The sequence below is a fragment of the Mucilaginibacter sp. genome, from assembly GCF_025359345.1.
Classification (GTDB): domain Bacteria; phylum Bacteroidota; class Bacteroidia; order Sphingobacteriales; family Sphingobacteriaceae; genus Mucilaginibacter.
This window is the reverse complement of record NZ_JANYGQ010000038.1, coordinates 161,753-179,709: the sequence shown is the minus strand read 5'-3', so window position 1 is coordinate 179,709 and position 17,957 is coordinate 161,753. Positions and strand designations below refer to the sequence as shown.

Here is a 17,957-nt window from a genome sequence, read left to right as displayed (position 1 = left end):
TTAACTTAATCAACTATTCCACTTACGACGCTGCTTCGTTCTTATCCCCTCTAAGCACCCTGAAACGCTTGCGTGCCTCATTGATGTAAAGGCTTCCGGCATAGTCCGTAATAATTTTTTGATAGTAGATTTTAGCTTTTTCTTTATCGTTTAGCTGATTTTCATAAATGTCGCCCAGCATAAAAACAGCGTCGTCGGCCCAAAGATCAAAACTGTGTTCTTCGGCAATTTTCTTTAACAGTGGCACGGCATCAGCATAATTCTTCTGCTGGATAAACAGCCGGGCTTTCGCCATCAATATATCATCAGTAAGTGAGTTACCGGGATATTTTACATCTATGCTATCCAGGGTAATCAACGCCTTCTCGGGTTGCTCGGCGAAAAGGGCCAGGTCGGCGCGCGCATAAATTTTCAGGGCTGCTCCGCTGGTATCCGCCGTAATACTGTCTGATATTAGCAGCGATAAATTCAACGCATCGTTGGCGATTAACTGCGACGTAGCCGCTTTCAGCACATCAAGCTGCCCTTTAGCCCAGGTAAAATCGCCGGTATAATAGGCGAGCTTGGCATTCCGGTACTTGGCATCCTGGCCAACTGCAGTGTTTTTAAAATCTATTTCAACCTGGCTATATAGTAAAGTGGCATCCCAGGGCTTATTGTCCAATAGCGAAACATCGCCAAGGTCGAGCTTGCAACTGGCCAGCAGCACAGGCCTAACGCCCGGTATTTTTACAGCCTCTTCAAGCAGCGCCTTTGCATCAGTTATTTTATGCAGCTTAAAAGCCTGCAGGTTGGCCAGCTTCTGCATAGCAAAAACAGTATTGGCGTTTTTGCCGAACTCGGTTAGTAAATCGATATAATCCTTTTCAAGACTGATCAAATCTTCCTTAACGTATTTCCCTGATGTTACCCTCAAATTTTTGGTGTTTATCAACTCAATTTTCGAGGGTATATACAACGAATTGTCTTTCCCCTTACTTACCAAGTACTCATATCCGCGGATCGCAGCATCATAAGCCTCGTTGCTAACCAGCGTGCGGCAGAGTTCAAAAATATTGGCACCGTCATCGTTTTGCCGCCTGCTTAGGGCCAGCGCCTGGTTCAGCGCCATGTCAAACTGCCTTTGTTGTAAAAATTGCCAGGTGAGCAGTTCGGGATATATGGTTTGCTGCGGATCTTTTTGAATCCGTTTCAATAATGCTGCTTTTAATATGTCATAATCAGCCGCCCCCTCAAATAAATTTGACATTGTATTTTCTGCCTGGTTTATAAAAGGTGGGTTTGTCGGCAAAAAGTTCATGTACTCTTCAACCAGTGCAGGCTTGTCCCTTTTATAGCGGTAAAGATTTATCAGTTCGTACGAAAAAACCTGCTCGTTTTGTAGCAGCTTCCGACCCTGTAAAAATATTTTTATAGCATAATCAACATTTGCATTCTGGTAAAATAACGAGGCCAGCATACTTATCTGGCCCTGGTCGGGCGGCAGGTTTTTGATGAGGTCATCATATATGGCGTTTGCTTTCTCAACCTGGCCTTGCTGCGTATAGGCATTGGCAAGCGTGATGTTGTATTGCTTTTCTTCAGGGTGCTTGCGCACCATTTTCTTTGCGGTTGTAACGGCTTCGTCAAACTTTTTAAGTTCAAGCAGACTGCTCATGTAAACAGTAAAATACTCTTCGTTATTTTGCTTATACAGTTTTTGGTATATGTCGAATGCCTTTTGTGGGTCGCCATTAGCGGCGTACTGCTTAGCCAGCAACAGGTCATTATCCTGGGCAAACAGCTGGGGAGCGGCTGCGAACAGAAATAAAATACATAAGAGCACTTTCTTCATCTTTTCAAAAATATGTTTTTTATTTGAAGATTTTTATTGATTTACTGACAGGGTATTTTGATGATTTGCAATTTGAGGGTGAACGCCGATTTCTTTGTTATTATACCAACAAACGCATTTTTCATTTTCAAATTATCAAATTAATACATTTTCAACTGCTCAAATCTTAAAATTACGCGCGGTAAAATTGTAGTGACAGTTTGAATTGATAGAGTTTATTGTATAATTTAACCTGATTAATAAACCCCTGAAGTATATACTGATGTTGAAGCATCTGAGAATATTTTTATTTGTTTTAATGGCCGCACTTGGTGCCTGCAAGCAACATGCACGCCAAATAGCTATAATTGATTTTTTTAAAACACCCGAAAAAGTTGCTTATCGCATATCGCCCGATGGTAAATATCTTTCGTACCTCAAGCCTTTTAAGGATAAGCAAAACATATTTATCCAGTCGCTGGCTGATGGTAAAGTGCAGATGGCAACGTCTTTTACCGACTATTCGGTTAGGGGCGATTATTATTGGACATACAATAACGGTATCGTTTTTTTACAAGATAATATCGCATCCGACGAAATAAAAATGTTTGCGCTGGATATTTCCACCTTAAAAACCACACTCATTATTTCGCAAAAAAAGGTACGAATTGCTATTTTAGGGCGCGACAGGCACGAACCTGATATTATAACTGTAAGGATGAACCAGCGCGATCCGGCCAATTTTGATATTTACAGGTTAAATATCAAAACGGGCGAGCTGAAACCCTACCTGATAAACCCTGGCAATATAACTCAATGGTATCCCGACGCCAATGGTAAAATACGACTGGTTAGGGTATCGGACGGTGTTGATGAAAGCATACTCTATCGCCCTAATGATGATACCCCGTTTAAACGTATTATAGCTAATAATTTCAAAACTTCAGTAAGGCCTATAGCCTTTACAGGGGAGAAAAACTACTTCTATGCATTGTCAAACGTCAATCGTGACAAATCGGCCCTGGTTGAGATCAATGCCGAGGACGGCAAGGAGCGTAAAGTAATTTTTGCTAACGACAATGCAGACATCCAAAGCTGGGATTATTCAAAAAACACGCATAAAATTGAGTTAGTATCATGGGATGCAGCAAAACCTCAAACCCATTACCTGGACCCGGATATAAAAAGCATTTATGATAAATTAAATGCCGAGTTGAAGGGCAACGAGGTGGACATAGCCGACAGGGATAGTGCCGAAAATAAATTTATTGTATTTACCTACACCGACCGTAACCCGGGTTCGTATTACCTGTTTGAGCGCAGTACCGGAAAACTTAGCAAACTGGGGGATATAAACCCGGATCTTAAGCAAGAAGAACTGTGCACGATGCAACCCATTAGCTATAAAGCCAGTGACGGCTTGGTGATAAACGGGTACCTTACACTGCCGCTCGGTGCAAAAACCACCAACCTGCCCGTGGTAGTTATGCCGCATGACGGTCCATTTCTCCATACTGGCTGGGGCTACAATCCCGAAGTGCAATTTTTAGCTAACCGGGGTTATGCTGTTTTCCAGGTAAACTACCGCGGATCAACCGGTTTTGGCAAGGCATTCCATAGTGCTGGTTTTAAAGAGGTTGGCGGCAAAATACAACAGGATATTACCGACGGGGTAAACTGGCTTATTGCGAATAAAACTGCCGACCCTAATAAGATTGCCATTTTCGGCGGTGGATTTGGCGGATTTTCGGCACTGTACGGGGTATCATTTCACCCTAAGTTGTACAACTGTGCAATTGTTCAGCATGGGCTGATTAACTTTTTCACCTATATAAAGGATGCGCCGCCATTTTTTAAGCCGATGGTGCAGATGACATACGAACGGGTTGGCAACCCCGAGACTGATGCCAGTCAACTCAGGGCTATATCGCCGGTATTTAATACCGATAAAATACGCGCGCCACTGCTTATTTTCCAGGGGGCGAGGGACGACCGGGCAAACATTAGCGAGTTAAACCAGTTTGTTCGCGAACTGCGAAAACAAAACGGGAGCGATAAGGTTAAATATTTTTTAAAACCAATGGAACGTACCACGTTCCGCAACCAGGCGAACCGTACCGAGATGTATACCGAGATTGAGAAGTTCCTGGACGAGAATATGCGGGTAAAACAATAACCCTGTTTTTTATGACAAAGCAGGCCACCACGTACCGGAAAAACTTTTCATTAATCATCATTTTCCTGGTACTTATATCGGTGACTTTTATAATTGCCCTTATTGTATCCTACTACCTTAATGCTAAGTATGTTGAAAATGAATTTGCCTCTAAAAAAATTGAAGTACAGGAACAAACTATTAAGCCGTATGGTAATTTTTTTAGTAACACTATACCCCAAATCACATCTTACCAGGGCTTTATGGACTCAACCGCAGCTGCCCGTTATGCCGATTCCATATTCCGCAATTATGAGTTTGTTAAGCGGATCGTTTTTTATGATGTGCAAATTGGCAACCAAAAAAACGGCGTTATTATAAAAAACAACCTGGGAATATCAATAAAAGCCATGTACCAATACTGGCGAAAAAATGGAAAGGTCCAGGGGATAAGAATTTGGAATACCACCAATGAGCCCGACTTTGAATTAATGGCCACCAAACTCGGCAATTATATTGCCCAAACGGATACTCTACGCGGATCGACTGCGGATGAAATATTCCGGACGTTTTATGACATAAAACACGATAAAATAAGCTACTCGAATATATTACGCCGCGAGGACGTAAAAATATTAAGGGAACTGCAACGGCACCCTAACTCCACATCATATTCAAAACAAAATATGATGACGTTTTTTTTAGACCCATACCTGCTTAAAATAAAAAACACCCACAAAGAATTGTACCAGGAGGTAACGTTGCAGCCCATAGTATACGACCCACCGGACAACCCCACCGGCACAATGGTTACGGAATTGACGCTGCCTTATGCATTTTCTGATTACAAGCTTTACTTCCGGTCGGCACCAGGATACCTTACTGCCGAAATTAATCGCAGGTTTATGCCTATTGGCGCCTTAGTATTGTTAATTTATTGCTTCCTGGTGCTAATAGGGTGGCTTATTTACCGTAATCTCAGAGTTAACGTTAAGCTGTTTAAATTGCAGTATGATTTTATTAACAACTTTACCCATGAGTTTAAAACGCCGGTTAGCGTTATAAAAATAGCAGGCTCAAACCTGAGCGGCGACAGCGAGCTAACGGAGCGCCAGCGAAAACAATATGGCAGGATTTTAAACGAGGAGGCCGATAAACTGAACGAGTTAATGAATAAACTGCTTTCATTTACGCAGCTCGAAAATAAATCGATAAATATAAAAAGGGAACAAATTGATGTTGAGCATTTTGTAAAAAGCTACATTGAAACTTTCCGGGTAAAATACCCGGATTTTAAAATAACCTTCACATTTGGAAAGGTGGATCCGTTTTATACCGACCCGGTGCTGTTGGGCAGCGTTTTTCAGAACCTGATAGAGAACGCGTACAAATACTCGCATCCGCATAAAAAAGAGCTTGCCATACACGTAAGCAGCAACAAGCGGAACATAGTTTTTTCGTTTAGAGACCGGGGCATAGGAATACAAAAAGATGAACTGACAAACGTATTTAAAAAGTTTTACAGGATAGAAAATCAGTATAATCAAAACGGGAGCGTGGGACTGGGCTTGGCTTTTTGTAAAGAACTGGTTAATTTTATGGGCGGAGAGATAATTGTTAACAGTAAAGTAAATGAAGGTTCGGAGTTTATAGTTACCTTACCTTACGAAAATTGAGATATGAATAAAGAAATAAAAATTGCGCTGGTTGAAGATGACGAAAACCTGCGTTTCCTGGTATCAGAGCGCTTGCAAAGCGAAGGTTACAAAGTATTGGAAGCCGCCAATGGCGACGATGCCGAGAAAATAATTTTGAGCGAATTGCCGGAAATTGTTCTACTCGACTGGATGCTGCCAGGCAAACAAGGTTCGGAAGTTTGTACCAATATACGCCAGATGGGTTTCGACAATCTTGTTATCATGATGACCGCCAAAGGACAGGATGTAGACAAAATTGAAGCCTATAATTTTGGTGTAAGCGATTATATCATCAAACCATTTAATATGGATGTGTTGGTGGCCATGATTGACAACAAGATAAAATTCTCGTTAAACAGTGAGAAAACCGAGTCTTACAAATTTGCGAATATGGAGCATTTGCCCAATACACACCTGCTTGTTAAAGAGGGGCGCAAAATTGAGCTGACCATACTGGAAAACCGCATACTACTGTACTTCCTGAAAAACAAGAACAAGGTAATTAACCGCGAAGAATTAATGATGGAGGTTTGGGGCTACAATGCCGACGTAAACACCCGCACCCTTGATATGCACATAGTGCGACTCCGTAAAAAAATTGAGTCAAATCCTGATTCGCCTCAGTATTTGCAAACGGTTAGGGGTATCGGGTATAAGTTTGTTTATAACGGGTAACCCCTTTTTTGTCATTGCGAGGAACGAGCAACCGCGAACTATGCAAATCCGCCCTGTAAAGTTCGCGGTTGCCGCGCTCGTTCCTCGCTCGCAATGACACGACTTTATAATTCAATTTCATACACACGCGCCACCACAAAATCTCCATAAAAACAGTTTCCCTCAAGCACCTTAAAGCCACCCAAAATAAAAAGCCGTTCCACATCCGGCAATTGCGATGCTTCGATTTTGCAAAGCATCCTGAAAAATAAAAACATCGATTTTAATAAAACACTTTGCCACCATTTGCCGGTAAGTTGAAAATCGGCATTTAGCCAAATCGCTCCAGGCTTAAGCAACTGATGGATATAGTTGAACACTTTTTGCGCAGTTGCTTCTGTAAAATTATCAAACAAAAAAGGCGTTATCACTACATCAAATTCCTCATTAATAGCTACATTTTCAATGGCGTTATTAATAAAAGCAACGCTGTTTAGCCCGGTATTTCGTCGCATGGAGCGGGCCATCATGTCCGCAGCAATCTCCACATAAGTTAGGCTGAGGCCTGATGGATGTATTTTGGTTAATTCTTCCAGTATCCAACCAGTGCCGCCGCCAACTATCAAAACGGAACTATTGGCAGGCACGAATTGCAGTAAATAAACCTGTGCATTAATCAAAGCCCGCCCGTAAACCAGCCGCGAAAGCCCATCATAAAACCACGCCGAATTATTATAGTTGGATGCCACTTTTCAGTTCAAAATTATTTTAACCTAATCAACCACTCACTTAATCAACCATTTACCTATCTTTAATAACCTTAACTCAGCAAAGATGAAACTATTATTTATAAGAGTCAGCCTTTTTGGCATTTTACTGTTCAACGGTTTTAGTTTAAAGGCCCAACAGGTAAAGCCTGATGATAAATACAACCGCCGGGAAGAAATGATAACCATGCGCGACGGCATTAAACTGCACACTGTTATATTTTCTCCAAAAGGACAAACTGAAAAGTTACCTTTTCTAATATTGCGCACACCCTACGGTGTTAACGAATATCCCAGCCCCGAAAAACAGGGCTATGTTAAGGATATGGCTGACGACGGCTATATTTTTGTTTTCCAGGATATAAGGGGCAGGTACCTGTCGGAAGGCAAATATGCGATGATGCGCTTTAGCAGGGATAAAAGTAATGCCAAAGCGATTGACGAAGCCAGCGATACTTATGACACGATAGATTGGCTGTTAAAAAACATCCCGGATAACAATGGCAGGGCAGGCATGTACGGTATATCATACGACGGCTGGACAACCATCATAGCTGCGCTCGACCCGCACCCGGCATTAAAGGCCGTTTCAGAACAGGCAACTCCATCGGACATGTTTATGAACGATGATTTGCATCATAATGGGGCATTCCGTTTAAGCTATGCTTTTGAATATGCTTTTATGGAAGAAATATCAAAAACAGATTCGCTTTACCAGTTTGGCAACTATGATACCTACGATTGGTATTTGAAGCTGGGGCCATTATCAAACATGAACAAAAAATACATCCATGGGAAGCTGCCCAGTTGGAACGACTTTACTATCCACCCAAACTACGATGCGTACTGGAAAAAACAGGCGCTGAAATCACGATTGGATTACCCCAGGCTTGCCATACAGCATGTTAGCGGCTGGTGGGACCAGGAAGATATGGTTGGCCCGCAAGATGCCTATAAAGCTTTAGAAAAAAAGGATACAAAAAATCAAAATTTCATTGTGCTTGGCCCATGGCGCCATGGCGGCTGGGCAGGCGGCGATGGCCGAAGCCTGGGCAACATAAAGTTTGAAGAGCCTACAGCAACTTATTTCAGGAAAGAGATCCAGGCCAAATGGTTCGCCTGGTATTTGAAAGATAAAGGCGACGGGAAATTTGCCGAAGTAATATCTTTTCAAACCGGTTCAAACAAATGGAAGAACTACTCCGCCTGGCCGCCAAAAGATGTTGCCACCAAAAATATTTATTTTCACAGCAACGGTAAACTATCTTTCGACAAGCCATCAGCAAAAGAGGCAAAGCCATTTGACAGTTATGTATCCGATCCGGCAAAACCAGTTCCCTACCGCGCAAGGCCAATTGAGGAAACATACGGCCCCGGCTCACGCTGGTACACCTGGCTTACCGACGATCAGCGTTTTGTTGACAGCCGCCCCGATGTACTGACGTGGAAAACCGATACGCTAACGCAGGATGTAACGATAACCGGTGACGTGATTGCCAAATTATATGCGGCCACAACCGGCAGCGATGCCGATTGGGTCGTAAAACTGATAGATGTGTACCCGGAGAATTATAAGAAAGAACCCAAAATGTCAGGCTACCAGCTAATGATTGCTGATGACGTTTTCAGGGGGCGGTTTAGAAAGAGTTTTAGTACCCCGGAAGCAATCACGCCGAATAAAGTTGAGGTATACACTATTGATTTACACGCCGCCGACCACGTGTTCAAAAAAGGCCATAAAATAATGGTGCAGGTACAAAGCACCTGGTTCCCGATAATCGACCGCAACCCGCAGAAGTACGTGCCCAATATTTTTGAGGCAAAAGAAAGTGATTATCAACCGGCCACGCAAAAGGTATATCATTCGGCACAATTTGCAAGTAGTATTGAATTGCCGGTGGCGGAATAGTTAATTTGGAGATTAGGCGAGTCAAAAATATCCCAAAATCCAATTAAACAACAGTACCAATAGATATTGCAGTATCAGTACGCCGTCCATATAAAAAAAATAATAGTATTCGTTCTTTTCCCATTTTGATTTGAAGATGAGCCAGCCGGTCAAAATGACTGAAAGCGCCAAAGCCCAAAAATCGTGTCCAATAGTATGGTTTTTAAAGAGTAGCAGCAGGATAATATACCCGCCAAGTAATATCTGGCAAAACAGGTAGGCATTTTTTTCGCCTAAAACGGTGGGCACTGTTTTTAAACCCGATTTGCGGTCATCAAATAAATCGCGGATATCAAAGGGGATGGTTAAGGCTGCGATAAACAGGAAGCGTTTGGCTATGAGTATGGTAATATCACGCAAACTGATGGTTGTTAAATGAAAATGCTGGGCCTCCAGTACCGGCAGTAAAACAATGCTCATCGTCCACACCAGGGCTATCATAAACTGTTTTAACCAGGGTATATGCCGCAGCCCGAATTTTTGATCGCCAATGGTAAATAGCGGGATGCTGTAGAAAAAGGATATGATGCCCAGAAATATCAGCAGTATCCTTGATTCCATCGAAAGTAAAACAAACAACGGAATTAACGAAAGCAATGATACGATGGTGAATGTCACCATTAACCGGTAGTGTCCAAAAAACCACCTTATCCGTAAATACGGTGATTTAAGTGGGTCGCCGGTTTTGGTGGCCAGGATACTGAAGTTATAAATACCTAATGTTGAAGTAAATAAAAGGCCCAGAACAGGTAACACCGGCTTAGCCCCTATCAGATAAAATGTAAGCAGACCCTGCGCAACGGCACAAAGTGACATGAAAATATTACTAAACAGCAGAAAATCAAAAACAGAATAAAATGTTTTTTTCATTTTCGATAGATGGTAGTTTTTTTAAGTCCGTAGTCTTGAGTCGTTAGTCTTAAGTCAGAAAACCATAATTCAACTTAGGACTTAAGACTACAGACTTAGGAGTGTTTTCCCACAGGTGCATTCCCGGCTTTTAGTTCAAATATCGTAATCTCCGGCAATATTCCAATTCTTCCGGCAAAGTTTAAAAAGCCATAGCCAACGTTAACATATAATTGCTGCCGGTCCTGTTGATAGTGCCCGGCCCATTCGTTATAAATATATTGTATTGGGCTCCATTGAAAATGCTCTGTCCGTACGCCCATTTGCATGCCATGCGTGTGGCCCGAAAACATGGCATCGATTTGAGAATATTGCGGCAGCACCTGTGCCCGCCAATGCGATGGATCATGTGATAGCAGTAATTTTACGGGCAAATCATCGGTGTTTTTAACCGCGAGATCCATACGGCCGTATTTTGGAAAACGGCTCAGCTCGCCCCAGTTTTCAATGCCGAGTATCCCGATCTCTTCCCCATCGACTTTTAAGCGGCGGTTCTCGTTCATCAGCAAATCCCAGCCCAGTGTTTTGTGTGCGCCGATAATTTCTTCCAGGTTTTTTTGTTTGGCCGCGGCGTTGGGCCACCAAGCGTAGTCGCCATAGTCGTGGTTGCCAAGGCATGAATAAACGCCCAATGGCGCTTTTACCTTGTTAAAAATCTCTATGTAATCTTTAACCTCGTTACTCATTGAGTTTACAAGGTCGCCGGTGAAAAATATAAGATCGGTCTTTTCCCGCATCAGCATCTCCACTCCGCCAAGCACCGCAGTTTTATTAAAAAAACTACCGGAATGTATATCAGAAATCTGCCCTAACCTTATGCCGTCAAATACTTTCGGCAGGTTTGGAAGGTATAGTTTTTGTCGTTTGATGTGATAATCATACAACCCGCTTTTCATGTTAAGCTTTAATGCGGCTAATGGTACCAGGCCTGCCAGCAATCCTGCCTTCATTAAAAACTCTGACCGTGGGATGTCTGGAATATTTTTCGGCGGGGCCGTTTGCAGGGACGTAGTTTCTGAAGGCGTATGCAATACCCCCTTACGCATTGCAATTCGTTTTTTTATGGATATAAATAACCGCCGCAAATCATCTATTGCAATAAATGGGACAAACGATATTTTGAAAAGGAACACCAGGAAAAAAAATGTAATGAGTCCCACCCTGCCCATAACGCCCATTTTTACGTAAACCACGAAAAACAGGTCGGCAATCAGGAAGATAGAAAACATCCAATAATACAGCGGAAAGCGCTTTTTCCGAAGGAATTTCCATTTTTTTGACGCGCCTTTTAAACCGCTTAAAACATACAAGTCGATCAATAAAAGCGCGGCAACAAGCAAAAATACCTGCAAGTGTAATCCGTTCATTAGCAGCGGGAAAATTTACTATTAATAACGGTCATCATCTATGTCAAGGTCGTCATCGTCAGGCTGCAAATTAAACAAACTGTTGAACATATCCGAGAATGCAAAGCCATTATCCAAAAAGCCTTTGCTTAGTTGTGAAAACTCCGACAGTCCATGCAGCACAAACTCCATCAGCAGTAAATCCTGGCTTTCGGTTAAGCGCGGGTGAAACTTCTTAACCAGGGCCTTTAAACCGGGAACCGAATTAAGCGCTTTTTTATATTCCTGCAAAGGCAGCTCATCAACCAGCGAAAGGTTGTTCCCGTCGCCAAACCAATTGATAATTTCGGCATACGGATTCGGCGCTTTGGCCTTCTTAGCTTTTTCCGGATCAGGGAAAAATTGCACCATCAGCGTTTTTATGGCTTTACCGATAAGGATATTAGCCACTTTGCCGGGACCTTCCAGCTCGCCTTCATACACCAGCTCAATTTTACCTGTGATAGCCGGGATCACACCCAAAAAGTCGGATATGCGTACGGCAGTAGTTTTTTCTTTATTAATCAACATGCGCCTTTCTGCGTTGCTGATTAAATTTTCATAAGCTGATATCGTTAATCTGGCCGATACCCCCGATTTTTTATCGATGTATTCTGAATTACGCGCTTCAAAAGCAATTTGTTCTACCAAATCCTTCACCAGGCCATCAGCTTCAACGGTCGCCCTTTGATCGGCAGAAAGGGATGCCTCCTGCTGAGTTATTTTGCGCGAAATTTCAACCGAGCGCGGATAGTGGGTTAATATCTGGCTTTCAATACGGTCTTTCAACGGCGTAACTATCGAACCACGGTTGGTATAATCTTCTGGGTTGGCGGTAAACACAAACTGTATATCCAACGGTAAGCGCAGCTTGAAGCCGCGGATTTGAATATCCCGCTCCTGCAAAATATTAAACAGTGATACCTGTATACGCGCCTGCAAATCTGGCAACTCATTTATTACGAATATACCCCTATGTGCGCGTGGAATTAACCCGAAGTGGATAACACGCTCATCGGAATAGTTAAGCTTCATGGTGGCCGCCTTTATGGGGTCCACGTCGCCAATTAAATCGGCAACGGTAACGTCGGGAGTAGCCAGCTTTTCGGTATAACGCTCGGAGCGGTGCACCCAGCCTATCGGCGTCTCATCACCTTTGGCTAATACTTCATGATGCCCAAACCACGATATCGGCGCCAGCGGGTCGTCGTATAGTTCAGAACCTTCAATGTATGGCATCCACTCATCCAGTAAATTAACCAGCAAGCGCGCAATACGTGTTTTGGCCTGGCCACGTAAGCCAAGCAATAAAATATTATGGCGTGATAGTATGGCTGTTTGCAAATCGGGTATTACCGTGTCTTCAAAACCTACTATGCCTTCAAAACCGCCTTCGCCCTTTTGCAATTGCTTAATCAGGTTCTCGCGCAATTCATCCTTCACCGACCGGCTTTTGTAATCTGTTTTTTTTAACTGCCCGAGGGTGGTTATATCTTTTTTATTCATCTAATGCTAATGTGCTATGTGATTGCTTACCTCGATTAAATTTCTATCGGGGTCGCGAAAATAAATGGAGGTAGTTTTGCCTGCCGCGTTTCGGCGTTCAACCAAGCCCTCTATCGCAATGTTTCTACTCTCAAGTTCGGCTTTTATTTGCTCTATCGATTCTGCCACTGTAAAACCAATATCCAGCGATCCCGGCGTAGGCTTATCGGCTTCCAAATCAAAGCTTCTGCCCTTTTGGCGCAGGCTAAGGCCCTGATTGCCAAACTTTAGCGCTTTTTTTCGCGCTGTAAATTCTTCAACCTCCATACCCAAAACATCCCTGTAAAAATTGCAGGTTTCGTCAATGTCTTTCACCGTTAATACAAGGTGATTTATCTGCTCAACTTTCATATGCTGTCAATTTGATGATTATCCGATTTGAAAATTTGGTGATTTGAAAATTTGAAAATGAAGAATAAGTAAAATCTTCAAATTGTCAAATTAACGTACCGTTTTTCGCCTGTTACGGATGTAATCTTCAAATATATATTCGCCCAGGCCATTCAGCGAGCTGTAAAAAGCTTTACCGCCGTTTGTCTCGGTAAATTTACGAACAAATTGCTGCAGGTAAGGATCCTTGGCTATCATAAATGTGGTAATAGGTATTTTTAACCGTTTGCATTGGGCGGCTATGTTAAGGGTTTTGTTAACCACTTTCCTGTCGAGCCCTATGCTGTTTTTATAATATTTGGTACCCTCTTTTAAACAGGTGGGCTTACCATCAGTAATCATAAAAATTTGCTTGTTGTGGGTTTTACGGCGACGCAACAAATCGTTAGCCAGCTCGAGACCGGCATAAGTGTTTGTATGGTAAGGGCCAACCTGCAGATATGGCAAATCCTTTAAAGTTATCGGCCAGGCATCGTTACCAAACACCACAATATCCAAGGTATCCTTAGGGTATTTGGTGCGGATAAGTTCAGCCAGCGCCATGGCTACCTTTTTTGCAGGGGTGATCCTGTCCTCGCCATATAATATCATGGAGTGCGAGATATCGATCATCAGCACTGTAGAAGTAAGGGTTTTGTAATCCATTTCTTCAACTTCGAGGTCACGTTCGGTCATCATAAAATCCCCGATGCCGTGGTTAACCTGTGCGTTATGGATGGACTGTGTCATGTTGATCTGGTCGAGACTGTCGCCGAACTCAAACTCGCGGCGTTCGGCGTTTTTCTCGTCACCCTGACCCGATTGCGGCGACCGGTGGTTACCCTTGCCTGATTTCTTCAGTTTGCCAAATATTTCCTCCAATGCCGATTGACGAATGCTCTGCTCGGTTTTAGCTGTAATGCTGAAGCCGCCGTTTTGCTCTTCTTCGCTCAGATACCCTTTTTGCTTTAACTCGTCAATAAAATCGCCCATACCATACTCGTCGTTGGTAAGGTTATATTGCTTGTCAAGCTCATTCATCCAGGCCAAAGCTTCGCCAGCATCGCCGGCGGTATAGTTAAGCAACTCCAGGAATAATTTCAGTAATTCTTCAAACCCGCCTTTTTGAATCTGGCTGGGTTTAAATTTCGAAAATTCGAATCCACGCATACAATGCCCTTTCTGATATAAAATAACGGAATATTATTTGTAAAAGTTTTGGAAAAAAGGTTTTAGATGGAATTGTTATGTGAATATGACAAAAGCCCCCTAGCCCCCTGATGATGGAATTTTCGATTAGCAGGATTGGATTTGGATATTGATTTAAAACTTTGCTAAAAGACTCTCATCGTAGATAGGGTTCGCACCGCGTTTACCTGCAACATACGAGCCTACCAAACATGCTTTCTCAATCACCCCTTGCATGGGCTCATTTTTTAACAGTCCCGATACAAAGGCGGCCAGGAAAGCATCGCCGGCGCCTACCGTGTCAACAACGTTTACCGGGCAGCCAGGGTGTTCGTAAAACTCGTAGTCGTGCCAGGCCATAGCGCCGTGTTCACCGCGGGTAACGCAAATGGTTTTGGGGTGATATTTTTTCTGGAATTCGATGATATTTTCTTTCAGATCGCTGGTATTGCTGCCGATCAGCAGGGCCGCTTCGTCTTCGTTCATTTTTATTACATCGGCGCCGGCAACCAGCGTTTCAATCGTCGACATGGTAAAATGCGGCGCGCGCAGGTTTACGTCGAATATTTTTAGTGCCGTGGTTTCCTGCAGCAGGTTTAACAGCGTGTCCCGTGTGATACCCTCGCGGCAGGCCAAACTACCGTACACAATTGCCGATGCCTGGGCAGCTGCTTTTGTAAGGGCCGATTCAGTTTGGATATTATCCCACGATACCGGCTCTGGGATAATATAGGTGGCTACGCCCTGGCTGTCCAGTTGCACCGTTACTTCGCAGGAAGGCAGCTTTTCATCAACCTGTATCAGTTCGCTGTACAGGCCATTTCCTTTTAAAAACTCTACCAGGCCATTGCCGGATTCGTCGTTACCAACCCTGCTGGCAAATAAAACATCCATGTGTTGCTGCACCAGGTGGCGTGCAACATTCATAGGCGCGCCGCCGGCAACTTTTTCGTCGCCAAAAGTGTCCCAAAGTATTTCGCCGAAGCAGAGTATCTTGTTCATAAGGGTGAAAGCTGAAAGGCCAAAGCTAAAAGGTTTTTTGATAAAAATTGTTTAATTCGCTTTGCGAAAAAACTATTTATCTATTGCCTGTTTTAAAATCAGAGCTATTACCGTTTATTGTAACTATTCTAATTTTCCTTCGTCTTATTTTTAAATGGTTGAGATTTTTAATGACATACGCAAAGTACATCAATTCGCTGCTCCCTGCGATGAACTGGCTGCACACATTGAGTTTTTTTCGGAATCGATGCCACCTGTTGAAAGTCTATTGAGAAACAATCTGGCACCTGGGTTCAAAAGCGTAAAAATGTTTCCCAGCTATACGCCTACGTTTTGGATAAACCTGGGCACACCGTACTACTTATCGGTAGCCGACAAAACGCATTTAATTAAAGCCGGTGACGATATTTTGGTTTTGCGCGATTCCAGCGTTGAAAAGTTCAAACAGCCTACCGACCATATTTTTACCGTCAAATTTCTTCCCGGTGGGCTCGAGGCTGTGCTGGGCATCAACCAGGCAACGCTGATGGGGCAGGTGATAAATTTAAACACGATATTGCCACAGGCACTCCTTAAAAAAATCAAACTGCCCTTGTGCTTTGACGAAAGGTTGGCGTTGATGCAAAGCTTCCTGCTAAGATGCTACAAAGGCTCCCATAACGACCATTACGTTCAATTTGTAACTGACTGCATTGAAAACTATGATGCGGCCGGCATGCAAATAAACACGTCGCAAATGGCCGAAAAAATGTTTGTTACCTCGAAAACCATCAACCGGTATTTTAATAAAGTAGTTGGCACATCGCCAAAAAACTATTTCTCCATTATGCGTACCCGCGTAGCATTAACTGCCTATGTAAACCAAAAAGGCGTATTTAACCCGTACGATTTTGGATATTACGATATGAGCCATTTTTACAAAGACGTAGTGAAGTTTACCGGGCAGAAGCTCGCAGCGAATTTTTAATATTGTCCGTTTTTTACTAAAAAACCGCCTTTTAATGCCCGTACTTTGATGAAATAAATTAAGCATCAATGACTAAGCATATTTTTCTGTTCACAGGCTTTGTAATTTTAAGCTTCGGAATATCATCTGCGCAGCACAAAACTTACACGCCAAAAATTGAGGCTTGCGATTGTCTCTTTAAAAACGATAGCATGAAAACCCGCTGCGCTTATTTAATAGTGCCCGAAAACAGGAACAAACCAACTGGCAAAACCATCAAACTACCATTTATTGTTGTTGAAAGTAATAATCCCAACAAACAAAAGGACCCGGTGCTTTATACTTCGGGCGGGCCGGGGGCAAGTTCTTTGAGGGGCGTGCGCTTTATTAACTACCGCCGGTTTAGCAAAAACCGGGACTATATCGCCTTTGAGCAACGGGGGACTACCTATGCCCAGCCATGCCTGTCGTGCGATGGCATTAGCGAGGCCATCAGGGACGCCTATCGCAAAGACCTGCCCCTAGACAGCGCGCTTACAAAAGAAGCTGCCAGATGCCGCAAAAAACTAATTAGCGACGGTAACGATCTATCAGCCTATAACACCATTGAGAACGCTGCCGATATTGAAGATTTACGCCGCGCGCTCAATATCGATTCATTGAATTTGATGGGCATTTCGTACAGCGGTGGACTGATGCTTACTGTTTTAAGGAACTACCCCCAGCATATACGGTCGGTAATTCTTGATTCGGCACTACCGGGATTTATTAATTACGAAGAAGATGCTATGTTCAGCATCAATGCTTCATTTAATAAAGTGTTTGGTAATTGCGTGCGGGACTCGACAAATAACCCATTGTATGCCAACTTACAGCAGCGGTTTCAGCAATATTTCAACTCAATTGCTAACACGGAATTCAGTATAAAATATTTAGAGAAAGGCAGCACCGATAGTATAATTATCAAATACCACCGCAGCGAGCTGATTGATTTTTTGATGAACAACCTTCAGGATAATGGTCAGCTTAAAAATGTTCCGTATTTAATTACCCAGGTTATCGCCGGTAAGCAGCAGGTATATATGAAACGGTATTTTGATGATATTTTTAACGCAGGCAAAAGCAATACGCTGGGCATGCGTTATTCGATGTATTGTTCGGAGCAAATACAGTACGCCGACCAACGGCTTATAGATAAACAAAATGACATATTTCCATATCTTGTAGGGTATAGGTTTAATAATGTAAACCACCCACTATGTAATTGCTGGAACGTAAAGGCGGTTAGTCCGGTCGCAAAAACCCCGGTATATTCAAATGTGCCGGCCATGCTGTCGACCGGGGATACCGACCCATATTGCCCGGCATTTTACAACGATGTAATTCACCATTATATGCCGAACAGCCAGCGGGTGCTGTTTACTGATAAAACTCATGGGCCTGCGCTCAATACCCGGGAAGGCGATGTGCTGATAGCAGAGTTTCTCGACCATCCATACAAGCCGGTGACAGTTGATGGTAAGAAAATAACGAAGTGGTGAGGTGGTGAGTGGTCAATTAGTTATTTGGTGAATTAGTG

At 43.1% G+C, this 17,957-nt stretch carries 14 protein-coding genes; 6 read left to right on the top strand and 8 right to left on the bottom strand.

The genetic code is table 11. The annotated features are described in order from the left end of the window. Nucleotides 1–22: 22 nt before the first annotated feature. A complete protein-coding gene (locus Q0R52_RS28570; RefSeq protein ID WP_295801865.1) occupies nucleotides 23–1,834 on the bottom strand; it encodes a tetratricopeptide repeat protein in 1,812 nt (603 codons plus the stop codon). Nucleotides 1,835–2,132: 298 nt separating this feature from the next. On the opposite strand from Q0R52_RS28570, the gene Q0R52_RS28565 reads away from it, so the two are divergent. From Q0R52_RS28565 to Q0R52_RS28555, 3 genes are read left to right on the top strand one after another with little or no spacing between them, the layout of a single operon-like run. Next, the gene (locus tag Q0R52_RS28565; RefSeq protein ID WP_295801863.1) at nucleotides 2,133–3,989 is read left to right on the top strand and encodes a prolyl oligopeptidase family serine peptidase; all 1,857 of its coding nucleotides are present in this window, start codon (nucleotides 2,133–2,135) and stop codon (nucleotides 3,987–3,989) included. A gap of 11 nt (nucleotides 3,990–4,000) precedes the next feature. Next, nucleotides 4,001–5,644, top strand: coding sequence for a HAMP domain-containing sensor histidine kinase (locus Q0R52_RS28560; protein ID WP_295801861.1), 1,644 nt, complete (start codon nucleotides 4,001–4,003; stop codon nucleotides 5,642–5,644). Between the two features lie 3 nt (nucleotides 5,645–5,647). Continuing rightward, complete coding sequence (locus tag Q0R52_RS28555) at nucleotides 5,648–6,340, top strand: response regulator transcription factor (RefSeq protein WP_295801859.1); 693 nt, start codon at nucleotides 5,648–5,650, stop codon at nucleotides 6,338–6,340. Nucleotides 6,341–6,444: 104 nt separating this feature from the next. Here Q0R52_RS28555 and Q0R52_RS28550 read toward each other — a convergent pair whose 3' ends face one another. Continuing rightward, nucleotides 6,445–7,068: a class I SAM-dependent methyltransferase gene (locus tag Q0R52_RS28550; RefSeq protein ID WP_295801858.1), complete on the bottom strand. Its 624-nt coding sequence runs from the start codon at nucleotides 7,066–7,068 to the stop codon at nucleotides 6,445–6,447. Nucleotides 7,069–7,153: 85 nt separating this feature from the next. Here Q0R52_RS28550 and Q0R52_RS28545 point away from each other — a divergent pair, with 85 nt between their 5' ends. Then, nucleotides 7,154–8,995, top strand: coding sequence for a CocE/NonD family hydrolase (locus Q0R52_RS28545; protein WP_295801857.1), 1,842 nt, complete (start codon nucleotides 7,154–7,156; stop codon nucleotides 8,993–8,995). A gap of 21 nt (nucleotides 8,996–9,016) precedes the next feature. On the opposite strand, the gene Q0R52_RS28540 is transcribed toward Q0R52_RS28545, so the two are convergent. From Q0R52_RS28540 to Q0R52_RS28515, 6 genes are all read right to left on the bottom strand, one after another. Beyond that, a complete protein-coding gene (locus tag Q0R52_RS28540; protein ID WP_295801855.1) occupies nucleotides 9,017–9,904 on the bottom strand; it encodes a UbiA family prenyltransferase in 888 nt (295 codons plus the stop codon). A 95-nt stretch (nucleotides 9,905–9,999) separates the two neighbouring features. After that, a complete protein-coding gene (locus Q0R52_RS28535; protein WP_295801853.1) occupies nucleotides 10,000–11,310 on the bottom strand; it encodes a metallophosphoesterase in 1,311 nt (436 codons plus the stop codon). 21 nt (nucleotides 11,311–11,331) lie between these two features. Then, the gene (locus tag Q0R52_RS28530) at nucleotides 11,332–12,834 is read right to left on the bottom strand and encodes a sigma 54-interacting transcriptional regulator (protein WP_295801849.1); all 1,503 of its coding nucleotides are present in this window, start codon (nucleotides 12,832–12,834) and stop codon (nucleotides 11,332–11,334) included. A gap of 6 nt (nucleotides 12,835–12,840) precedes the next feature. Further along, nucleotides 12,841–13,224 carry a VOC family protein gene (locus Q0R52_RS28525; RefSeq protein ID WP_252788940.1) on the bottom strand — a complete coding sequence of 128 codons (384 nt, stop codon included), beginning with the start codon at nucleotides 13,222–13,224 and terminating at the stop codon, nucleotides 12,841–12,843. 90 nt (nucleotides 13,225–13,314) lie between these two features. Continuing rightward, nucleotides 13,315–14,412, bottom strand: a complete 1,098-nt coding sequence (locus Q0R52_RS28520) for a VWA domain-containing protein (RefSeq protein WP_295801846.1) — start codon at nucleotides 14,410–14,412, stop codon at nucleotides 13,315–13,317. Nucleotides 14,413–14,565: 153 nt separating this feature from the next. Further along, a complete protein-coding gene (locus tag Q0R52_RS28515; protein ID WP_295801844.1) occupies nucleotides 14,566–15,432 on the bottom strand; it encodes a carbohydrate kinase in 867 nt (288 codons plus the stop codon). Between the two features lie 154 nt (nucleotides 15,433–15,586). Between Q0R52_RS28515 and Q0R52_RS28510 the strand changes: the two genes are divergently transcribed. Both Q0R52_RS28510 and Q0R52_RS28505 read left to right on the top strand, forming a co-directional pair. Next, nucleotides 15,587–16,399 carry a helix-turn-helix domain-containing protein gene (locus Q0R52_RS28510; protein ID WP_295801842.1) on the top strand — a complete coding sequence of 271 codons (813 nt, stop codon included), beginning with the start codon at nucleotides 15,587–15,589 and terminating at the stop codon, nucleotides 16,397–16,399. Between the two features lie 191 nt (nucleotides 16,400–16,590). Next, entirely contained in the window at nucleotides 16,591–17,919 is a 1,329-nt protein-coding gene (locus Q0R52_RS28505) for an alpha/beta hydrolase (protein ID WP_295801841.1), read from the top strand. The last annotated feature ends 38 nt before the right edge of the window (nucleotides 17,920–17,957 follow it).